This window comes from Pseudomonas fluorescens (assembly GCF_902497895.1).
Classification (GTDB): Bacteria; Pseudomonadota; Gammaproteobacteria; order Pseudomonadales; family Pseudomonadaceae; genus Aquipseudomonas; species Aquipseudomonas fluorescens_BP.
The window spans coordinates 1-20,188 of sequence record NZ_CABVHQ010000085.1 but is presented as its reverse complement, the minus strand read 5'-3'; the positions used below and the strand labels follow the sequence as shown (position 1 = coordinate 20,188).

The following is a 20,188-nucleotide window of genomic DNA, read 5'->3' as shown; positions in this document are numbered from 1 at the left end:
GTCCCGCGCCTTGCCTGGCACGACCACAACATCAACGCGATCCGCCCTTTATTAAGAACGCACCCTAGGAATCTTGTGTGACTATTCGACCTCTTTTCGCTGCCCTGGCCGTTCTGGCTCTGGCGGGTTGTGCAGCCGATCCGGCGCCGAATGAACAAATGCGTTTGACCGAACAAGCCCTGGAACAAGCCAGGGCCGTGGGTGCAACGACTGAAGACGTGCCCGAGCTGAAGCTTGCGCAAGACAAATACACCCGGGCTCAGGGCGATATGACCGACCTGTCGTTCAAGCATGCACGCATGCGGGCTGAACAGGCCGAACTGGACGCCCGTCTGGCCGAGGCGCGGGTCCTGACCCTGAAAAGCCAGGAGCAATTGAACGTGCTCGATACCCGCATCACTCGCCTGCGCAAGCAACTGGGGGATGCCCAATGAGCCTGAAGACCCGAGTACTCGGTGGATTGCTGGTGGCCGGTTGCGTGAGCCTGTACGGTTGCGCCGGCCAGCAAAGCGAAGCCGCTCTGGCGCAAGCCAGCGCCGACTTCCAGAAGGTCAAGGAAGACTCCAACGTGCTGCGCATCGCGCCCAAGGACGTGATCCGTGCCGGTGAGTCCCTGGCCCGTGCCGATCGTCTGACCAGTTACTGGGGCAGCGGCTCGGATGTAAAGCATTACGCTTACCTGAGCCAGCGCTACAGTGAAATTGCCCGCGAGCACAGCCAGCAGATACTCAACCAGGAACGCGCAGCAAAGCTCGAGCTGGAGCGTCAGCGCCTGCAATTGGCCTTGCGTGAAGCCAAACTGCTGAGCGTGCAGCAGCAGGGCAAATGGCTGGAAGAGCAGATCATCAGCCTGGCCACGACCCAGACCGATCGCGGTCTGGTGATGACCCTGGGCGATGTATTGTTCGATACCGGCCAGGCGGACTTGAAGAGTTCGGCCAACCGCACCGTGCTGAAAATCGTCCAGTTCCTCCAGCTCAATCCCAAGCGCGTGGTGCGGATCGAAGGTTATACCGACAGCACCGGAGGCAAGCAGGACAATCTCAAGTTGTCGCGCGATCGCGCTCAAGCGGTGGCCAACGTGCTGATGGATCTGGGGGTCGAGGACAAGCGAATTCAGGTCGAAGGCTACGGCGATGAGTATCCGGTCGAGGTCAACGCTTCCGAACGCGGCCGGGCGCAGAACCGGCGGGTGGAAATTGTGTTCTCCGACGAAAAAGGCCAGCTGGGCGCTGCTCGCTAAGGGTGACGCCAGAAATCCTGTGTAGGAGCTGTGTAGGAGCTGACGAGTGCAACGAGGCTGCGATCTTTTGATCTTTCGCTTGGGACTCAAGTGGACCGGGAAAGATCGCAGCCTCGTTGCACTCGTCAGCTCCTACGCAGCTCCTACGCAGCTCCTACGCAGTCCTACGCAGCTCCTACACGACCCGGCCCCTTTATGGTGCCGGGTTTTTTTATGCCTGCTAATTGCCGCACAAAACAGTACAGTTTTTGATGACACTGCACTGTACGGTCGACTATTGTGGCAACTGTGCCCGTACACTTCTAAACTGTTCCGGTATTGTTCCACACAAAAATAAAATGCCCGTGAAGTCGAGTGCCGCGTCATGACCAATCTCTTGCTCTATCAACGTATCGCTCAGCAGTTAGCTGAGGATATCCGTCGTGGTGTGTACCAGCCGGGCGAGCGTGTGCCCTCGGTGCGCAAGATGAGCTCGCAGCTCAATGTCAGCCATGCGACGGTGCTCCAGGCTTACGCCAATCTCGAGGATCAGGGGCTGATCCGTGCGCGGCCACAGTCCGGCTATTACGTGCACCAGACGCCGGCGCTGACTGCGCCGACCCCGGATATCGCCCGGGTCGAGCGGCCCGGACTGGTCACTCGCAGCAGCATCATTCAACAAGTACTGGTTGAGTCACGGCGCGAAGGTGTGTTTCCGCTGGGAGCCGCCGTGCCGAGCGTCGACTATCTGCCGGTGCGCGCATTGCATCAGCAATTGGCCAAAGTCACGCGCTTTCATAGCCCGCGGGCCTTCAGTTACATGTTCAGTCCCGGTTTTGAACCCTTGCGCCGCCAGGTGGCGATCCGCATGCGCGATGCCGGTGTGGTGGTCGATCCCTCGGAAGTAGTGATCACCCACGGTTGTGTCGACGCCCTGCAGATGTCGTTGCGGGTGCTGACCCGCCCAGGCGACCTGATCGCGGCCGAATCGCCGACCTATTACGGCCTGCTGCAACTGGCTGACCTGCTGGGTCTGAAAGTCATCGAGATCCCCAGCGATCCCGCCACCGGCATGAGCCTCGAAGCCCTGCAACTGGCGGCGAACCAGTGGTCGATCAAGGCACTGGTGCTGACCACGCGCCTGAGCAACCCATTGGGCGGCACCATGCCCGAAGAGCGGCAAAAACAGTTGCTGCGCCTGGCCTCGGATTTCGATATCCAGATCGTCGAGGACGATATTTACGGCGAACTGATGTTCGAACAGGGCCGTACCAAGGCCCTCAAGGCCTATGATCGGCTGGATCGGGTGATCTATTGTTCGAGCTTTTCCAAGACCCTGTCGCCCGGCGTGCGGATTGGCTGGATGATTGCCGGCAAGTACCAGCAGGAAATCCAGCGCCTGCAGACCTTCAGCACCCATTCGGCGTGCAGCGTCACGCAGATGGGCATCGCGGCTTATCTGGAGAACGGTGGTTATGACCGCCATCTGCGCTACATCCGCCAGGAGTACCGCAAGAACCTCAGCGCCTTTCAGCTGGCGGTGCAGCAGTACTTCCCGGAAGGCACGCAGATGACCCGGCCGACGGGCGGTTTCATCCTCTGGGTCAGCCTGCCCGGGCGGGTCAACACTCAGGAGTTGCATGTGCGTGCCTTGCAGCAGGGCATCAGCATCGCTCCGGGGCTGATTTTCAGTAATACCGAGCAGTTCAACCACTGCATTCGTTTGAACTGCGGCACCCCCTGGAATCGCGAAGCCGAGCGCACGTTGATGACCCTGGGCATGCTCGCCAATCAATTGTGTCAGGAGGCGGCGGGCGGTTTTTGAAAGGGGCGCAGGCCCCGTCGGATGATCGGCTGGTCGGCGCGCTTGTCATGGACCGTCCAACAAGCGAGCATACGGCCCCCTGCCGTCAAGGCTGTAGTTTTTATGAAAGCGACTTTTGTTATTGGCTGGTTTTTAGTCTGTTTATTGAGCGTGTTCAATGGCGGGGCGGTGATGGCAGCTTCCAGCCCGGATAAGCCTGCAGCGTCCCCCGCGACAACAACGCAGAAGCCTGCGGCGGTAAAAAAAGTCACGCCCGTTAAAAAGGCGGTGACGGCGAAAAAGCCGAAGCCTGTGAAAAAGCGCGCGCCCATCGCGTCCAAGGCAAAGTCTGCAAGTGAAGTGGCAAAGACCCCATTGCCCCCGGCCAGAGTGGACCTGAGCCTGCCGCCGGAAATGGTCAGTCAGTTGCAGCCGCCAGGTACGCTTGTACAGACCCAGCATGCGCCTTTGCTCCCGCAGCTGTTTGGCGATAAACCTGGGGAAAGCGGTCCGTTCCAGCTGAACGGGCGCTTGATCAACAATGAAATGGGCTTGCAGCTGCGTAATGAAGAGCGCCGGGATGTCGAGGGTGCAGCGCTTGAGTTCGAGTTCAAGCGGTAAATACCTACACCGATTGTGAGCCCCGACCTTGACACTTTGTCGCAGACTGCCCGGTCACGGTCGGTTGAGCGAGAAAACCACAGTCTGGCCAATTTCAAACAACTGTTTTAGCGGGTACTCTATCCCGCGTCATTAACCCTTTGCCCGTCGCCAGGAGTTCTGTCGTCATGAAATGCCGTGAAGGCTGTGGCGCCTGCTGCATTGCCCCTTCCATCAGTACTCCGATTCCCGGCATGCCCAATGGCAAAGCCGCGGGAGAACGGTGCCTGCACCTGTCGGCCGAACACTTGTGCGCGATTTTCGGGATGCCCGAGCGGCCGCCAGTCTGCGGGTCGTTTCAGGCGGATCTCGAGGTCTGCGGCAGCAGTCGTGAAGAAGCCATCAAATTGATCGGTTGGTGGGAGAAAATGACGGCGGCTTAGGGGGTTTCATTGAACGGAACTTCAACAATAAGGAAAAAGACAATGGGTTCGCTGCATCGAATGGCTGTGCTCTGTGGTTTCACCGTTTTGCTGGCCGCAACGGCCCAGGCCGAGGAATGGAAAACCGCCAAGGAGGCGGACGGCATCAAGATTTCCTTGAGCGATGTCGCCGGTTCCGAATACAAGGCCTACCGCGGTGTGACAGTCATGAAAACCTCCATGGCCAAGTTGCGTGGCCTGCAGGAAGACGTCGTCGGTGCCTGCGCCTGGATCCACGAGTGCAAGTCACAGAAGCTGCTCAAGCACGAAAGCAATCAAAGCTGGACCTACACCCAGTTCAATACCCCCTGGCCAGTGACTGCCCGTGATTCGGTGCTGCACATTACGACTGTCGAGGGTGCCGATGGCAGCCTGACCCGCAATCTGCAAGGCGTGCCGACCTATCTTCCCGAAGAAAAGGGTTTCGTGCGGGTGGCTCAAGTCCAGGGCTTCTGGAAGTTCGTCCCCAAAGGCGTGGACCAGATCGAAGTGACCTATCAGGTTCACACCGATCCGGGCGGCAGTGTGCCATCGTGGCTGGCCAACAAGTTTGTCGTCGATGCGCCGTTCAATACCTTGAAAGCATTGAAAGCAAGGGCTGAAAAGCCGTAACGGCTCGAGCCAGTTGCCTGTTGAAAGGAAGCCGCCTAAGGGCGGCTTTTTTTATGCAAAGCCTCTGGCACTGTGGGTGGAACGATGCCCGGTGCTCAAGGTCGAGATGTTGTAAGCCTATTAACGGGATTTATCGAGGAGACACAGATGCAAAAGTGGGAAGTCACCTTCGTTGATGATCATGGCGTTAAAACCGTTGAACATTTCGATTGCGAGCAAAAGCCCAGCCTGGAGCAGGCTGCGCAAATGATTCGGGCAAAACTTCTCCCAGTCCCGGCCGCGCTGGATCTCAATGATCTGGAAGGCCGTACCGAAGACCCCACGGTTAAAAACCTGAAGGAACAGTGCAGCATTGAAATCCTCAGCATCAACCAGGCTCGATGAGCTTCTCGCACTATCCTTGTCCAGCCCCTCTGGTACAGGTACTGGCTTCGCGCTACTCTGCAATCGAGATCAGCGAATGAATCGCTAAGGTCTGGTCTTGTCAGCTACATGCTTGTTTCCCCGCGGCAGTTCTATTGCCGTATTGCTTTCACCATTCGGTTGCGAGCGCGGGGGAGTACGGAAAGTCTATCCATTGGGTTTTAGGAGGACGTTTTCATGAGCACAGCCTATCAAGAAGACATCAGCAGCAGCGTGCTGCGCCGCATGAAAGAAGGCGGTTTTGACTTTTCACGATTCCATCCCATCGAGTTCTACGCCATTTTCCCGGACGAGGAGGGGGCACGCAGAGCGGCAGGGCATTATCGCGGTGAGTCACTCAATGCTCAGATCAGCGTGCGTGATGATGGCGCCTGGTACCTGGAGCTGAGCAAGGTGATGTATGCCACCTACGGAGGCATCGGTGACTTCGAGCTGGATTTCGAGGCGGTGGTCGAGCCTCTGGGCGGGATAATCGAAGGTTGGGGCGTGAAGCAGGAGGTACGAGGGTTACTCGCATAACATCTATGAACAGCATCAACACTCAGCATCGGCTGGCCCTAGGGTCGGCCGATTTCGTTTGTGGCTGACAGAAGATCAAAAGATCGCAGCCTTCGGCAGCTCCTACGCCGACCGGGCACGCCTCAAAATTGTGGTTGTACACAAAACCTGTAGGAGCTGCCGCAGGCTGCGATCTTTTGCCGCTGCGTAAAATCCTCTGGCCCGCCCGTGCAACGAAATCAACGCTGGCTATGCTGGTGATTGGTGATAGCCATTGGCAGTGCTTCGCAATGAAGCGGGGGACGATCGGGTGGGGGCGTTTGCTGCACAGCAATGGTGCGGTGTTTTCTGGGCGCTTATCCAACCGATTGATATTAAAGGATTTATGCCGCTGGCACGGGCCTTGCGAAGCCCAGGTGTCCGGGTGACAAGGAGTACGGCATGATCCGCACCTATTTTGATGAAATGTACGATGCCGGCGGCCAGGTCCGTCCGCATTATCGGGAGTTTGCCCGTTGGCTGGCCGATACGCCTGACGAGCTATTGGCACAACGGCGACGCGAGGCCGATCTGCTATTTCATCGCGCCGGGATTACTTTCACGCTCTATGGTGATGAGCAGGGGACAGAGCGCCTGATTCCCTTCGACACCATTCCACGCAGCATTCCCGCCAGCGAGTGGCGGATCGTCGAACGTGGCTGCATCCAGCGGGTCAAGGCGTTGAACATGTTTCTCGCCGACCTTTACCACGAGCAACGCATTATCAAGGCCGGCATTATCCCGGCCGAGCAGGTACTGGCCAACGAGCAGTACCAGTTGGCCATGCAAGGGCTGGATCTGCATCGCGATATCTATTCGCACATCTCTGGCGTCGATCTGGTGCGTGATGGTGACGGCACCTATTACGTGCTCGAAGACAACCTGCGCACCCCCAGCGGCGTCAGCTACATGCTTGAAGACCGCAAGATGATGATGCGGCTGTTCCCCGAATTGTTCGCCGCCCAGCGCATCGCGCCGATCGATCATTACCCCAACCTGTTGCTCGACACCCTGAAAAGCTCCAGCCCGCTGGATAACCCCAGTGTCGTGGTGCTGACGCCCAGACGCTTCAACAGCGCGTTTTTTGAACACGCATTCCTGGCGCGGGAAATGGGCGTCGAACTGGTCGAGGGTGCTGACCTGTTTGTCCGCGATGATCGGGTATTCATGCGCACCACCGACGGGCCGAAAGCGGTGGATGTGATCTATCGACGCCTCGACGATGCCTTCCTCGACCCGCTGGCGTTCAATCCGGACTCGATGCTTGGGGTGCCTGGTCTGTTGTCGTCCTATCGCTCGGGCAATGTGGTGCTGGCCAATGCCATCGGCACCGGAGTGGCGGACGATAAATCAGTCTATCCATTCGTCACGGACATGATCCGTTTCTACCTGGACGAGGAGCCGATCCTCAAGAACGTGCCGACCTTTCAGTGCCGCAAGCCCGAGGAGCTGTCCCACGTGCTGGCGAACCTGGGGGATCTGGTGGTCAAGGAAACCCAGGGTTCCGGCGGTTACGGAATGCTGGTGGGGCCGGCGGCGACGGCGGCGGAAATCGAAGCGTTCCGCGCGCGGATCAAGGCCAAGCCGCATGCCTACATCGCCCAACCGACCCTGTGCCTGTCGACGTGCCCGACCTTTGTCGAAAACGGCATCGCCCCGCGCCATATCGACCTGCGCCCGTTTGTCTTGTCTGGTCGCGAAACCCGGGTCGTGCCCGGCGGCCTGACCCGTGTCGCCCTGCGCGAAGGATCCCTGGTGGTGAATTCCTCCCAGGGTGGTGGAACCAAGGACACCTGGGTGGTCGAGGATTGAAGGAAGCCTGCCATGTTAAGTAGAACTGCCTCGGATTTGTATTGGATGTCGCGTTACCTGGAGCGGGCGGAAAACCTCGCAAGGATGCTCGACATCAGCTATTCGCTGTCATTGATGCCGCAGGACGGCCGCGGTGATGGTTTGCATGAACTGGCGATGCCGTTGTTGATCACCGGCACCCTGGACGATTATCTGGAGCGCCACGGTGCGCTGCATGCCGAGCGGCTGCTGCACTTTTTCGCCCTGGATGCGGCCAACCCGGCGAGCATCTACAGCTGCCTCGGTGCCGCGCGGGCCAGCGCCCATGCGGTACGTGGGCGAATCACCGCCGACATGTGGGAAAACATCAATGCCACCTGGCTGGAGATTCGCGGGATCGCCGAACAGGGCCTCAGCCGTTATGGCATGAGCCGTTTCTGCGAGTGGATCAAGGAGCGGTCCCACCTGTTTCGTGGCGCTTCCTACGGCACCATCATGCGCAACGATGCGTTTCGCTTTATCCGTCTCGGGACCTTTATCGAGCGGGCCGACAACACCCTGCGCCTGCTCGATGCCCGCTATGAAATGGCCGGTGACCGTGCCGAAGCGGTCAGCGACGGCACGGCCCACGCCTACTACCAGTGGAGCGCCTTGCTGCGCGCCTTGTCCTCGTTCGAGGCCTATACCGAGATCTATCGCGACGCTCCCGGAGCACGACAGGTCGCCGAACTGTTGCTGTTGCGGGCCGATGTCCCGCGTTCCCTGCGTGCCTGCACCGAAGAGATCGACCAGATCCTCGCCAGCCTGCCGGGCGCCAACGGCCGGCCAGCGCAACGCCTGGCCGCGGAGATAGACGCGCGTCTGCGCTACACCGGGATCAATGAAATCCTCGAGGAAGGCCTGCACGCCTGGCTGACCGAATACATCCCGCTGGTGCGCCAGTTGGGCACCGCCATTCACAGTTCCTACCTGGAGGCTGCATGAGACTTTCCATTAGCCACGAGACCACCTATCACTACGAAGATCAGGTGCGAGCGAGCATCCAGTATTTGCGTCTGACGCCCCACGACAGCGAGCGTCAGCACGTGCTCAGCTGGCAGCTTGACCTGCCACGGCCGGTGCGCGCGCAACTGGATCCGTTCGGCAATATCCTGCACGTGCTGACCATGGACGAACCCCATGATGCGATTGTCATCGGCGCCCGCGGGCAAGTGGATATCGATGAACAGCACGAAGCCGAGCATGAGAGCCAGTCGGCACTGCCATTCCTGCGTTTTACCCGTTTGACCGAGGCGGATGAAGCCTTGCGTGCCTTTGCTGCCAGGCAATGCCTGAAGCGCCGGGATCGCACCGGGTTGATCGATCTGATGCACGGCTTGAACCAGCACATGACCTACACTCCGGGCTCCACCGAAGTCGATACCAGTGCTGCCGAAGCCTTCGCCGGACGGGCCGGGGTTTGCCAGGACCATACCCATGCATTCCTGGCCTGCGCCCGCAGCCTGGGCATTCCGGCACGTTATGTCTCGGGTTATCTGTTCAGCGAGAACAGCGAACACCTGGCCAGTCATGCCTGGGCTGAAGCATGGCTCGACGATGCCTGGTACAGCTTTGATGTGACCAATCAACTGGCCCGGCCCGAGCGTCACCTGAAACTGGCGGTCGGCCTCGACTACCTGGATGCCTGTCCGGTACGCGGCATGCGCCGCGGCGGTGGCAGCGAGCAGATGCACGCCAAAGTCTTCGTCTCGCCGACGCCGGTTTTTTCGGTGCAGCAGCAGTAATCGGGGATACCGCATCGCGCGTAGCAGCTGCGTTCGGCTGCGAAGCGGTCGTAAAATCTGATACTGCGGTTTATCAGGGTAACCGCAGCGGTCGGATTGCGACTGCTTCGCAGCCGAACGCAGGCTTCGCCAGCTGCTACGGGGAATGGGTCGAGACGCAAATTGTCAAACCATCAAGGCTGCTGCTTACGCCCCGCCATATGCTTCAAATACCCCACCAACAACTCCAGCTCCGCGTCTGGCAATACACTCGCGGAGAAACCGGGCATTTTCGCCTGTGGCCATTGGCGCAGGCTTTGCGGGTCGCGGATATAGCGCTTGAGGAAATCGGCCCCGAAGTATTCGGTAGGACTGAAGGGGATATTCAGATCAGGTCCCATCTGCGCATCACCCGCGCCATTTAGGCGATGGCAGGTCAGGCAGTTCTTCTGGAACAGCGCAAAACCCTGATTCACCGGATCATTCGGCGCCAGCTGCGGATCCGGGCGCAAGGCCGGGAAACGCTCGGTGACTGCTGCCAGGAGCTTGATGCTCGCGACCTGGAACGGCCATTGTTCAGGGCTGATCTGACCGGCCTGGGGATTGCTCCAGACCAGATAGAACGGCCCGGCACTCGGCTTGCCCGCAGCCAGTGGCGGCCAGGGATGCTGCGGATCTTCCACCGCCAGCCAGGCTTGAGCGCCACTGTCATTCAGCAGCGGGCCAGCGGCCAGCTCGGCGGCAAAACCGTCGAGCGCCACCGCTTGCAGGTGATCATCGGCGGCGATGCCCGTGAGCAACGCGGACATCGGCACGGCGCGATAACTCATGTCCCGCTTGTAGGACACATCGTCAGTAATCCGGATTGTCTGGGCTTGAGGGTGCTTGAGCAGTTCCTCGGTCTGCCAGGTCCGGCTCCCAGCGCCCAGGTCCAGGACCAGTTGCGCGGCGTACAGGGGCGTGCAGAGCAGCAAGGCCCCGAGCAAAATGAAAGGTTTCAATGGGTCGCCGTAATGTCGTCAGTAAATTCGTCCCGGGACGGCGGGACGTCGCCGAACAGGGCGCCATCAAGCTCCGGGGTCTTGCTCGAAGATTGGCACACAAGCGCCGGCCCCGGTAGTAAATCGGGGCACAAATTGAGTGCGGCGCTGTGAAACTGCCACGCCTTTAGCCGATCACTTTGGTCAGGTTCGGCAATATCAGGAGCAGCGTGGTGGCGAATAGAATGAGCCCGGCTTGACGTACTTTCGATTGTTTGAACATGGCTGACTGCCTTTTTTGTTATTTATTGAACGTCAAATTGCTTGCCTACATTTCTCCATGATGGCAAAGCGCTGTACTTCCTTTCTGACGAGGGCCTCGGCAAAACCCGACGACAACCTCGTACAGGTTTACATTAGGGGCCGCGTCCCACTTGCTTTAGATCCATTTCATATCAGCACTGGTACAAATGTGTATAAAAAGGTATGAGGCCTATTGCCAGCTTCTTGCCGCCCCTTGGCTAGACAGTTCCGTTGCTCCATCCGGGTGTTCGATTGCTTGCTACCGTTCGTCTGAGCGTGTCCGTCAAGGTCAGTGAGCGCTTCGGTCATTGAATCCTTAGCTGCCGAGCCTAAGGTGGGAAGTCTGTATTGCTCACCTGCCCAGCGGTTCGAGGACGTCATGACTGAAGCTTTGATTTTCGATGCGTTACGTACCCCTCGTGGCAAAGGCAAGGCCGATGGCGCCTTGCACAGCGTCAAGCCGGTAAACCTCCTGGCCGGGCTGCTGAACGCTCTGCAACAGCGCACAGCACTCGATACCAGCCAGGTCGATGACATCGTGCTCGGTTGCGTGACGCCGATCGGCGACCAGGGCGCCGATATTGCCAAGACCGCCGCGCTGGTCGCCGATTGGGACGTCAGCGTGGCCGGCGTGCAAATCAACCGTTTCTGCGCTTCGGGCCTGGAAGCGGTCAACCTCGGCGCCATGAAAATCCGTTCCGGATTCGAGGACCTGGTGGTGGTCGGTGGCGTCGAGTCCATGTCGCGGGTGCCGATGGGCAGCGACGGCGGGCCTTGGGCGCTCGACCCGCAAACCAACCTGCACAGCCATTTCGTGCCCCAGGGCATTGGCGCGGACCTGATCGCCACGCTGGAAGGCTTCAGTCGCGAGGATGTCGATGGTTTTGCCTTGTCCTCCCAGCAAAAGGCCGCACGGGCGAGGGCGGACGGCTCTTTCAACAAGTCGTTGGTGCCGGTGCTGGACCAGAATGGCATCGTCCTGCTCGATCACGATGAGTTCATTCGCGCCGATTCCACTCTTGAAGGCCTGGGTAATCTCAAACCGAGCTTCGGGATGATCGGGCAAATGGGCTTCGACGCCACGGCGTTGCGGATCTACAGCCACGTAGAGCGCATCACCCATGTGCACACCCCTGGCAACAGCTCGGGGATAGTCGACGGCGCAGCGTTGATGCTCATCGGCTCCGAGGCCAAGGGCCGGGCGCTGGGGCTGCAGCCGCGGGCGCGGGTCGTCGCCACGGCGGTCACCAGCACCGATCCGACCATCATGCTCACCGGTCCTGCCCCGGCCACTCGCAAAGCCCTGGCCAAGGCCGGGCTGCGGGTCGAAGACATCGACCTGTTCGAGGTCAATGAGGCCTTTGCTTCGGTGGTGCTGAAGTTCATCAAGGACATGGCCATCGACCCGGACAAGGTCAATGTCAACGGCGGTTCTATCGCCATGGGCCACCCGCTGGGCGCTACCGGTTGCGCGATCCTCGGGACCTTGCTCGATGAACTGGAAGTGCGACGCCTGCGCTATGGCCTGGCGACCCTCTGTGTCGGCGGCGGCATGGGTATTGCCACCATCATCGAACGTCTCTGAGCCCTGACTACAAGGAAACACTTTCATGACTGATGCCATCCGTTACGAAAAAGGTCAGGACCAGATCGTCGTCCTGACCATCGACATGCCCGGCCAGAGCGCCAATACCATGAACGCGGTCTACCGCGATGCCATGGCTGCCAGCGTTGCCCGGCTGGTTGCCGAACAAGCGTCGATCGCCGGGGTCATCATCACCTCGGCGAAGAAAACCTTCTTTGCCGGCGGCGACCTCAATGAGCTGATCAGCGTCGGCAAAGCCCAGGCCCAAGCGTTCTACGACACGGTCCTGACGCTCAAGGGCCAGCTGCGAACGCTGGAGACCCTGGGCAAGCCGGTGGTCGCTGCGATCAACGGCGCAGCGCTGGGCGGCGGCTGGGAGATTTGCCTGGCCTGTCATCACCGCGTCGCGCTGGACAACAAGTCAGTGCAGATCGGCTTGCCGGAAGTCAACCTCGGTCTGTTGCCGGGCGGCGGCGGGGTCGTGCGCATGGTCCGCATGCTCGGGCTGGAACAAGCCCTGCCATATCTGCTCGAAGGCAACAAAGTCAGCCCGCAGCAAGCGCTGCAGGCTGGGTTGATCGATGAGTTGGCGGCTGATCCGGATGAGCTGTTGGCCAAGGCCCGGGCGTGGATCGTCGCCAACCCGGCGGTCAAACAGCCCTGGGACATGAGCGGCTACCAGATTCCCGGAGGCACCCCGTCACAGCCGAAAGTGGCGCAGATGCTGGCCATTTTGCCGTCGATCCTGCGCGCCAAAACCAATGGTTGCCTGCCGGCGCCGGAAAAAATCCTCTGCGCGGCGGTGGAGGGCGCCCAGGTCGATTTCGCAACCGCACAGTTGATCGAGACCCGCTACTTCACCGAACTGATCACCGGCCAGGTGGCGAAGAACATGATCGGCACCTTTTGGTTCCAGCTCAACGAAATCAACGCCGGCGGCTCTCGATCGCAAGGTTTTGCGCCCTATGTGACACGCAAGGTCGGGGTGCTCGGTGCGGGCATGATGGGGGCCGGGATCGCCTATGTCAGTGCGGTGGCCGGGATCGAGGTGGTGCTCAAGGACATCAACCTCGCCGCCGCCGAAAAGGGCAAGGCCCATTCGGCGGCGTTGCTCGACAAGAAAGTTGCCCGTGGACAACTGACGGCCGAGCAGCGTGAAGCCGCCCTCGGGCGAATCCGCACCACCGGGCAGGATACCGATCTGGCCGGTTGCGACCTGATCATCGAAGCGGTATTCGAGGATCGTGAGCTCAAGGCCAGGGTCACCAGCGCTGCGCAAAAAGTGGTCGGCAGCGAGGCGGTGATCGCTTCCAACACCTCGACCTTGCCCATCAGCGGCCTCGCCACCGCGGTGCCACAGCCGGAAAAATTCATCGGTCTGCACTTCTTCAGCCCGGTGGAAAAAATGCCCCTGGTGGAAATCATCAAGGGTGCGTGCACCAGCGATGAAACCCTCGCGCGCGGTTTCGACTTCGTTCTGCAAATTCGAAAAACCCCGATTGTGGTCAACGACAGCCGTGGCTTCTTCACCTCGCGGGTGTTCGGCACCTTCACCAACGAAGGCATCGCCATGCTCGGCGAAGGCATTTCAGCGCCGATGATCGAAACCGAAGCGCGCAAAGCCGGGATGCCGATCGGCCCGCTGGCGATTTCCGATGAAGTATCCCTGAGCCTTATGAACCATATTCGTCAGCAGACCGCCAAGGACCTGCAAGCCGAAGGCAAACCGCTGCTGCTGCATCCGGCCTTTGCGGTGATCGATCTGCTGCTCAATGAGTACAAACGCCCGGGCAAGGCGGCCGGTGGCGGTTTCTACGACTATCCCGCCGGAGGGAAAAAGCACCTGTGGCCGGCGTTGAAAAAGCGTTTCGAGAAAGCCGACGGGCAGATTTCGCCTCAGGATGTGCGTGACCGCTTGCTGTTCGTGCAGGCCATCGAAACCGTGCGCTGCGTGGAGGAGGGCGTGCTGCAGTCGACGGCCGACGCCAACATCGGCTCGATCTTCGGCATTGGTTTCGCGGCCTGGACCGGCGGTGCACTGCAGTTCATCAACCAGTATGGCTTGAAGGACTTCATTGCCCGCGCCCAGTACCTGGCCGAGCAATATGGCGAACGCTTCGCGCCACCGGCTCTGCTGTTGGAGAAGGCTGCCCAGGATAAATTGTTCTGACGGTTTCAAGGAGTGAGCTTGCCTTGAACCGCTATTTCAAGGCAGGCTCTGAGGTGTGCACTATCACCTTAATCGTGTCAGGTATTTTTTATGTCGTTACGCATCTGCATTCTGGAAACCGATATCCTGCGTCCAGAACTGGTCGATCAATATCAGGGTTACGGGCAGATGTTCCAGCGCCTGTTCTCGCAACAGCCGATCGCTGCCGAGTTCAGCGTCTACAACGTGATGCAGGGCGAATACCCCAGTGATGAGCTGAGTTTCGACGCCTATCTGGTCACCGGTAGCAAAGCTGATTCCTTCGGTACCGATCCGTGGATTGAAACCCTCAGGACTTACCTGTTGGCGCGCTACGAGCGCGGCGACAAATTGCTCGGCATCTGCTTCGGCCATCAACTGCTGGCTCTACTGCTGGGCGGCAAGAGCGAACGCGCGCCCCAGGGCTGGGGTGTCGGCACCCACCACTACACAATGGCCGCGGCTGCCAAAGCGCCGTGGATGAGCCCGGTGGTCGAAGAACTGACCTTGTTGATCAGCCACCAGGACCAGGTCACCGCCTTGCCGGAAAACGCCACGGTGATCGCTTCCAGCGACTTCTGCCCGTTCGCCGCCTATCACATCAACGACCAGGTGCTGTGCTTCCAGGGCCACCCGGAGTTTATCCACGACTATTCCCGAGCGCTGCTGGAGCTTCGTCAGCAGGCCCTTGGCGAGCAGATCTACCAGAAAGGCGTGGCCAGCCTGGACCATGAACACCATGGCGCTACCGTGGCGGAATGGATGATGCGGTTTGTGGCGCACAAGCCGCCGGCTGAGTCGGTTTAGACCTCTAAAGGCATCGTCGGAACGCCGCCCGTGTAGGAGCTGCCGCAGGCTGCGATCTTTTGATCCTGGCGATGGTGATGTCCGGCGAAAAGATCGCAGGCTTCGCCAGCTCCTACGCCGACCGCATGCACCTGCACTATCGTGGGTGTCCGCATCGCGATGGGGTCAACCGGTCTAACCTGCAAACCACCAGGGCCGGACCTACAACCACCCCGACCGCTTGAAACTGGCCCACAACCCGACACACCCCAGGGTAATAAACCCCAGCACCCCGAAGTATCCGTAGTGCCAGGCCAGTTCGGGCATGTTCTGAAAGTTCATCCCGTAGATCCCGGCCACCGCCGTCGGAAACGCCAGAATCGCCGCCCAGGCCGCGAACTTGCGTTGCACCACACTTTGCCGCGAAGCCTCCAGCAACACCCCGACTTCAATGGTCTGGCTGGCAATGTCCGCCAGGGTCGCCAGGTCTTCCATCTGCCGGGTGACATGAATCTGCACATCGCGGAAATACGGCCGCATGTTCTTGTCAATGAACGGAAAGCTCAGCTTCTGCAATTCCTCGCCGATCTCCACCATCGGCGCCGCATACCGACGCAATCGCAGCACATCGCGGCGCAGGCTGTGGAGTTTCTGGATGTCGCGCTCATTCAGTGAGCTACACATCACGTTGCTCTCCAGCTCATCGATCTCGGCATGGATCGCTTCGCCCACCGGCTGGTAGTTTTCGATGACGAAGTCGAGCAGGGCATAGAGTACGAAATCTTCCCCGTGCTCGAGCAACAGCGGTCGCGCCTCACAACGCTGTCGGACATGGGCGTAAGACTTTGATTGACCGTTGCGGGCAGTGATGATGTAGCCATTGCCGGCAAAGATATGGGTCTCAATGAACTCCAGCCTGCCCGCCGTGCGCACCGGCGAATAGGTGACGATAAACAATGCATCGCCGAAGGTTTCCAGTTTCGGGCGGCTGTGTTTTTCCAGGGCGTCTTCGATGGCCAGTTCGTGCAGGTTGAACTGGCGTTGCAGGTTGGCCAGTTCCAGGGCATTCGGCTCTTCCAGGCCGATCCAGACGAAGTGCCCGGGTTTGGCGGCCCAGGCGCTGCCTTCATCAAGAGTTATATTGGTGACTTTCTTCCCGGCGCTGTAAACCGCAGCAGCAACGACTCTACCCATAATTCTTGTTCGCTTCTTCGTGGCCAATGGCAGTGGCAGGCATGGTGCATGCTTAGCCTGCTCTGTCTGATCAGAGTCAGCAACATCGGCGCAGTTCACCGACAAAAAACGCCCGCGCGAGGCGGGCGGGTTTCAGCCTGGTTGCAACTGCCGATCCATCGATTCGATGCACTCGCGCATCTGCTCGCGGCACTGGGCGATCAGCATCGGCATATCGTCCAGGCTCAAGCCGACGGTGGGGATCGCCGGCAATGAGCGGATCAGGATCTTGCCACTGTGCCAGCGGTTCAGGCGCATCTGCTTGATATAGCTGCTGACACACACCGGAACGATCGGCACTCCCGCGGCAATCGCCATCTGGAACGCGCCTTTCTTGAACGGCAGCAACTCTTCGCCGAGGTTGCGCGTGCCTTCCGGGAAGACCCAGATCGAGGTGTCCTTGTGCCGCAAGGTGTGGGTGGTGGTCAGCATCGCCTGGCGGGCCTTGTGGGCGTTGCCACGGTCAATCAACACGTTGCCGGCGAGCCAGAACAACTGGCCGAACAACGGCACCCATTTCAGGCTCTTCTTGCCGATGCACACCGTGCGCGGTGGCACCACATTGCCGAGCACGAACAAATCATAGTTGGACTGGTGATTGGCAATGATCACGCAGCCTGGAGGTTTGTCCATCAACGGCCCGACCTCGGCTTTCACTCGCAGGCGCAAGATACACATCGCCGGCCAGGCGTAGAGACGAGCGCATAAACGGCTGTTATCCGGATTGAACGGTCGGCACAATCCGAGCATGACTCCAAGCACACCCGCCGCCATAAAGTGCAACCCCATCAACAACATGCGAAACAGATGAAGCATTTACAGACCCGCCGGGACAAAAGGTGGCGCAGTGTACGGATGTGCACTGTTTTCGGCAATTGCCTGTATAGAAGCGGGAGATAGCCGATGTTTAAGTACATGTTTCCGACTAGCGTCAAATGCGATTTAGAGCGGCTATAAGGGCCTTCAAAGAAAACCCAAGAAAAAGCCCGACTCGATGGTCGGGCTTTTCTCGGTGTGGCTTTGGGCTTTAAACCAAATGCTCCTGATCCAGGATGATCGCGTTGTCCAGGGTTTCCAACAGAGCCTTGCGCACTTTCAACTTGGTGTTCTTGTGGGCAGTCATGTTGATCTTCTTCAACTGACGCGCGGCAGCCAGTGCGGCGCCTTGCAGCTCCTCAGACGCAACCACCTTGTCGAGGAAGCCAGCATCCACCGCACTTTGCGGGTCAAACATCTCGCCGTTGATCACCGAGCGATGGAACGCCGACTTGCGCAGACGATCCCGGGCCAGCTCGATGCCGGCGTGGTGCATGGTCATGCCGATCTGCACTTCGTTCAAGCCGATGCTGAACGGGCCTTCGACGCCGATCCGGTAATCCACCGACAACAGCAGGAATGCACCCTTGGCCACCGCATGCCCAGGACAAGCGACGATCACCGGGAAGGGATGCGACAACAGGCGCCGCGCCAGGGTCGATCCCGAGGTCACCAGGCTGACCGCTTCCTGGGGGCCTGAGGTCATCACCTTCAAATCATAACCACCCGACAAAATCCCCGGCTGACCGGTAATGATCACCACCGCGCGATCCTTCACTGCCTGATCCAGCGCAGCATTGAAAGCAGCAATCACGTCCGGGGAAATGGCATTGACCTTGCCGTTGCTCAAGGTCAGGGTCGCGATACCGTCTTCGAGGTGGTAAGAAATCAACTCACTCATGACGCTATTCCTTGTAATGAAGTGAGGCAGACGTTACCCACCGCCACCGGCCAGGTAAAGCGCCGTGACTGACCGATGAGTCAGCCTTTGCCCGCCCGACAAGCCTGGCCGGCCACGCCAGCGCCGCGTTGCTCTCTATATAGAAGTACAGGCAAGGTCAGAGATTGGCCGGTTTGCCATGGCCCGACACAGCGGCCAACCGCTTCCACTGACATAAATCTCTAAGCGCATGAAAATTCTGAAAAAAATATTTGCCATTGGAAAAGCTTTCGACTACATTAGCGCGCCTCGACAGACAGAACATGTTTGACGAGATACGGTGAAGTGTCCGAGTGGCTTAAGGAGCACGCCTGGAAAGTGTGTATACAAGAAATTGTATCGAGAGTTCGAATCTCTCCTTCACCGCCATATTTGCTACAAGCCAAACCCCTGATTTTCCTAACGGAAGTCGGGGGTTTTGCGTTTCTGTTCAAAACGAATCAAGGCATCAAACCCATCAAAATTCCAACGAACCTTTATCGGTTGGCGCATCAAGGGTGAGGAAGGTGGCGCGTACTGGGCAAAGACAGATTTTGTACCAGAGCTAAACGTCCAATTTCCGGGATCAACCGTTGCCGACTACGACAAACTGAAGACCGCGTCGATCATCGTCACGGGGGCTGTTGCAGAGGGAACTTCAGGGTACTGGCCAAGTCTATAGAGTCCCTGCATCGGTGATGACGGGACAGTGAACCAACCCCTGCCGAGCAGCGCTGGAGGTCTGTTATACGACAGTGCCGTCCGAGATCAGCCGAGTCCGTCCCCTGATGCCAACCAAGAGTTTTCTGCCAGGTCTCATCCTGGCGTTCTGCGCAGCCGCATCGCTTTGCTCGGTTGCTGCAGAGCGAAGAGCCTCCCCGCAAAGTAACAACGCATCAACCAGCCTAATTGAATCCGCCTCGCAGCAGTATGCAGATGGCCAGTTGGACCAAGCCGCTGCCACGCTGGAGCGTGCGCTGCAGATCCAGCCGAACAATCCCGCGACGTTGCACTACCTCGGTGTGTTGCGTCTTCAGCAGGGACAGTACCAGCAGGCTGAAGCGCTGGCGGCGCGCTCCAACATGCGGGTTGCTCGCAACGTCGAGTTACGCAACCGCAACTTCCAATTGATCCAGGCGGCGCAGCAGGCCCAGGCTTCGAGTACCCCACCCAACGCCGAACTGGATCGGGTTGCGGTACAGAAGGGGCTGAAAGAGGAAGCCCAAAGGCGCCGCGAAGCAGAAATTGCCGCTGCCGAGCAATCCGCTCTGGACACTAAGCGCCACGCTGGCACCTTCGCTCCCGCACAGGCAGAGTGGGAATCGGAATCGCGGACGGTTGGCAGGCCACGTCCCGAAGGAGATTTTCAAGTGACTTCCTCCGAGCCAGAACCCGAGTTCGACGCGATGGAGATTCCCCGCGGCCATTGGCCGCCTCCGGGCAAATGCCGAATCTGGTTTCCTGATCGCCCGCCCGGACATCAGCCCGCTCCCGGCAGCTGCAAGAAGCTGAAACATCGGGTTCCGTTCGGAGCCTACCTGGTGGGTGGTTGAGTTTCTGAGTGTCCGCTTTTGGCCAACTGTGTTGAAAAAGGCGGCTTCGGTTTTCGGGTCAGAAAAGAACGCGTCTGAGGGCCATCCTCAAGGGTGCGAATCCCTCCTTCACCGCCATATTTTCTACAAGCCAAACCCCTGATTTTCCTAACGGAAGTCGGGGGGGGGCGTTTCTGGTGAAAGAATCCGCATTGTCATCGTCGGAACCGCGACCCTGTCATGCCTTCGTCACACCTGCCAATCATAATGAGGTCAGCCAAAAGGATTTGGCCCCGTCTACAGAGAGCCCGGCCCAGCGCCGGGCTTTTTCATCCCTCCTGCCAGGTTCTCGATTCCAACAGAGTCCAAGCGATGCCTACTGCACACGATTGGCGAGAACGCTGGGCGCATCAGCAGATTGGATATTCCGACCGTCCTGACGTGAAAAAGCCCAGTCTAGTGCTGCAATGCTGTTCACTTAAGCTTGGGTTTCAGGCACACACACAGGCGTAGCGAGGGGGCGGTGGATCAAGAGCCGGTCGGCTTGTATTTTGTTGATTGGGTACATATCCGTTGCTGCGGTCACGGCGACTCAGGGTTCCGCCCTTACGG

19 protein-coding genes and 1 tRNA gene are annotated in these 20,188 nt (G+C 59.2%); 16 read left to right on the top strand and 4 right to left on the bottom strand.

Annotation, left to right across the window (positions count from 1 at the left end; all coding sequences use genetic code 11):
* The first annotated feature begins 77 nt into the window (after nucleotides 1-77).
* The 11 genes from F8N21_RS27260 (at nucleotide 78) to F8N21_RS27210 (ending at nucleotide 9,255) form a co-directional block, all read left to right on the top strand.
* Nucleotides 78-434, top strand: coding sequence for a DUF4398 domain-containing protein (locus F8N21_RS27260; protein ID WP_150645081.1), 357 nt, complete (start codon nucleotides 78-80; stop codon nucleotides 432-434).
* On the top strand, nucleotides 431-1,243 hold the full coding sequence (locus F8N21_RS27255; RefSeq protein ID WP_150645080.1) for an OmpA family protein: 813 nt from the start codon (nucleotides 431-433) through the stop codon (nucleotides 1,241-1,243). The genes F8N21_RS27260 and F8N21_RS27255 overlap by 4 nt, the downstream gene beginning before the upstream one ends.
* Before the next feature lie 364 nt (nucleotides 1,244-1,607).
* On the top strand, nucleotides 1,608-3,047 hold the full coding sequence (locus F8N21_RS27250; RefSeq protein ID WP_150645079.1) for a PLP-dependent aminotransferase family protein: 1,440 nt from the start codon (nucleotides 1,608-1,610) through the stop codon (nucleotides 3,045-3,047).
* Between the two features lie 102 nt (nucleotides 3,048-3,149).
* On the top strand, nucleotides 3,150-3,647 hold the full coding sequence (locus F8N21_RS27245; RefSeq protein ID WP_150645078.1) for a translation initiation factor 2: 498 nt from the start codon (nucleotides 3,150-3,152) through the stop codon (nucleotides 3,645-3,647).
* 167 nt (nucleotides 3,648-3,814) lie between these two features.
* On the top strand, nucleotides 3,815-4,069 hold the full coding sequence (locus F8N21_RS27240) for a YkgJ family cysteine cluster protein (RefSeq protein WP_150645077.1): 255 nt from the start codon (nucleotides 3,815-3,817) through the stop codon (nucleotides 4,067-4,069).
* 42 nt (nucleotides 4,070-4,111) lie between these two features.
* On the top strand, nucleotides 4,112-4,720 hold the full coding sequence (locus F8N21_RS27235) for an START domain-containing protein (RefSeq protein ID WP_150645076.1): 609 nt from the start codon (nucleotides 4,112-4,114) through the stop codon (nucleotides 4,718-4,720).
* Nucleotides 4,721-4,867: 147 nt separating this feature from the next.
* Nucleotides 4,868-5,104 carry a hypothetical protein gene (locus F8N21_RS27230; protein WP_150645075.1) on the top strand — a complete coding sequence of 79 codons (237 nt, stop codon included), beginning with the start codon at nucleotides 4,868-4,870 and terminating at the stop codon, nucleotides 5,102-5,104.
* A gap of 216 nt (nucleotides 5,105-5,320) precedes the next feature.
* Nucleotides 5,321-5,662, top strand: coding sequence for a ribonuclease E inhibitor RraB (locus F8N21_RS27225; protein WP_150645074.1), 342 nt, complete (start codon nucleotides 5,321-5,323; stop codon nucleotides 5,660-5,662).
* A 420-nt stretch (nucleotides 5,663-6,082) separates the two neighbouring features.
* Nucleotides 6,083-7,492: a circularly permuted type 2 ATP-grasp protein gene (locus F8N21_RS27220; RefSeq protein ID WP_150645073.1), complete on the top strand. Its 1,410-nt coding sequence runs from the start codon at nucleotides 6,083-6,085 to the stop codon at nucleotides 7,490-7,492.
* A gap of 12 nt (nucleotides 7,493-7,504) precedes the next feature.
* Nucleotides 7,505-8,455 (top strand): alpha-E domain-containing protein, encoded by a 951-nt coding sequence (locus tag F8N21_RS27215; protein ID WP_150645072.1) that lies wholly within the window; start codon nucleotides 7,505-7,507, stop codon nucleotides 8,453-8,455.
* Nucleotides 8,452-9,255: a transglutaminase family protein gene (locus F8N21_RS27210; RefSeq protein ID WP_150645071.1), complete on the top strand. Its 804-nt coding sequence runs from the start codon at nucleotides 8,452-8,454 to the stop codon at nucleotides 9,253-9,255. Before F8N21_RS27215 ends, F8N21_RS27210 begins: the two co-directional genes overlap by 4 nt.
* A 173-nt stretch (nucleotides 9,256-9,428) precedes the next feature.
* Here F8N21_RS27210 and F8N21_RS27205 read toward each other — a convergent pair whose 3' ends face one another.
* Nucleotides 9,429-10,235 carry a c-type cytochrome gene (locus tag F8N21_RS27205; RefSeq protein WP_150645070.1) on the bottom strand — a complete coding sequence of 269 codons (807 nt, stop codon included), beginning with the start codon at nucleotides 10,233-10,235 and terminating at the stop codon, nucleotides 9,429-9,431.
* A gap of 661 nt (nucleotides 10,236-10,896) precedes the next feature.
* Between F8N21_RS27205 and F8N21_RS27200 the strand changes: the two genes are divergently transcribed.
* From F8N21_RS27200 to F8N21_RS27190, 3 genes are all read left to right on the top strand, one after another.
* Nucleotides 10,897-12,102, top strand: coding sequence for an acetyl-CoA C-acetyltransferase (locus F8N21_RS27200; RefSeq protein WP_150645069.1), 1,206 nt, complete (start codon nucleotides 10,897-10,899; stop codon nucleotides 12,100-12,102).
* A 25-nt stretch (nucleotides 12,103-12,127) separates the two neighbouring features.
* Nucleotides 12,128-14,272, top strand: a complete 2,145-nt coding sequence (locus F8N21_RS27195; protein WP_150645068.1) for a 3-hydroxyacyl-CoA dehydrogenase NAD-binding domain-containing protein — start codon at nucleotides 12,128-12,130, stop codon at nucleotides 14,270-14,272.
* Between the two features lie 90 nt (nucleotides 14,273-14,362).
* Nucleotides 14,363-15,097, top strand: a complete 735-nt coding sequence (locus F8N21_RS27190) for an amidotransferase (RefSeq protein ID WP_150645067.1) — start codon at nucleotides 14,363-14,365, stop codon at nucleotides 15,095-15,097.
* Nucleotides 15,098-15,298: 201 nt separating this feature from the next.
* On the opposite strand, the gene F8N21_RS27185 is transcribed toward F8N21_RS27190, so the two are convergent.
* The 3 genes from F8N21_RS27185 to F8N21_RS27175 all read right to left on the bottom strand — a co-directional run bounded on the left by F8N21_RS27185 (nucleotide 15,299) and on the right by F8N21_RS27175 (nucleotide 18,026).
* Nucleotides 15,299-16,270: a magnesium and cobalt transport protein CorA gene (locus tag F8N21_RS27185; protein WP_150645066.1), complete on the bottom strand. Its 972-nt coding sequence runs from the start codon at nucleotides 16,268-16,270 to the stop codon at nucleotides 15,299-15,301.
* Between the two features lie 132 nt (nucleotides 16,271-16,402).
* Nucleotides 16,403-17,125: a 1-acylglycerol-3-phosphate O-acyltransferase gene (locus F8N21_RS27180; RefSeq protein WP_150645065.1), complete on the bottom strand. Its 723-nt coding sequence runs from the start codon at nucleotides 17,123-17,125 to the stop codon at nucleotides 16,403-16,405.
* A 211-nt stretch (nucleotides 17,126-17,336) separates the two neighbouring features.
* Nucleotides 17,337-18,026, bottom strand: a complete 690-nt coding sequence (locus F8N21_RS27175; protein ID WP_150645064.1) for a crotonase/enoyl-CoA hydratase family protein — start codon at nucleotides 18,024-18,026, stop codon at nucleotides 17,337-17,339.
* Nucleotides 18,027-18,344: 318 nt separating this feature from the next.
* On the opposite strand from F8N21_RS27175, the gene F8N21_RS27170 reads away from it, so the two are divergent.
* Nucleotides 18,345-18,434, top strand: a tRNA-Ser gene (locus F8N21_RS27170).
* A gap of 398 nt (nucleotides 18,435-18,832) precedes the next feature.
* Complete coding sequence (locus F8N21_RS27160) at nucleotides 18,833-19,597, top strand: tetratricopeptide repeat protein (protein ID WP_150645063.1); 765 nt, start codon at nucleotides 18,833-18,835, stop codon at nucleotides 19,595-19,597.
* Nucleotides 19,598-20,188 lie beyond the last annotated feature (591 nt).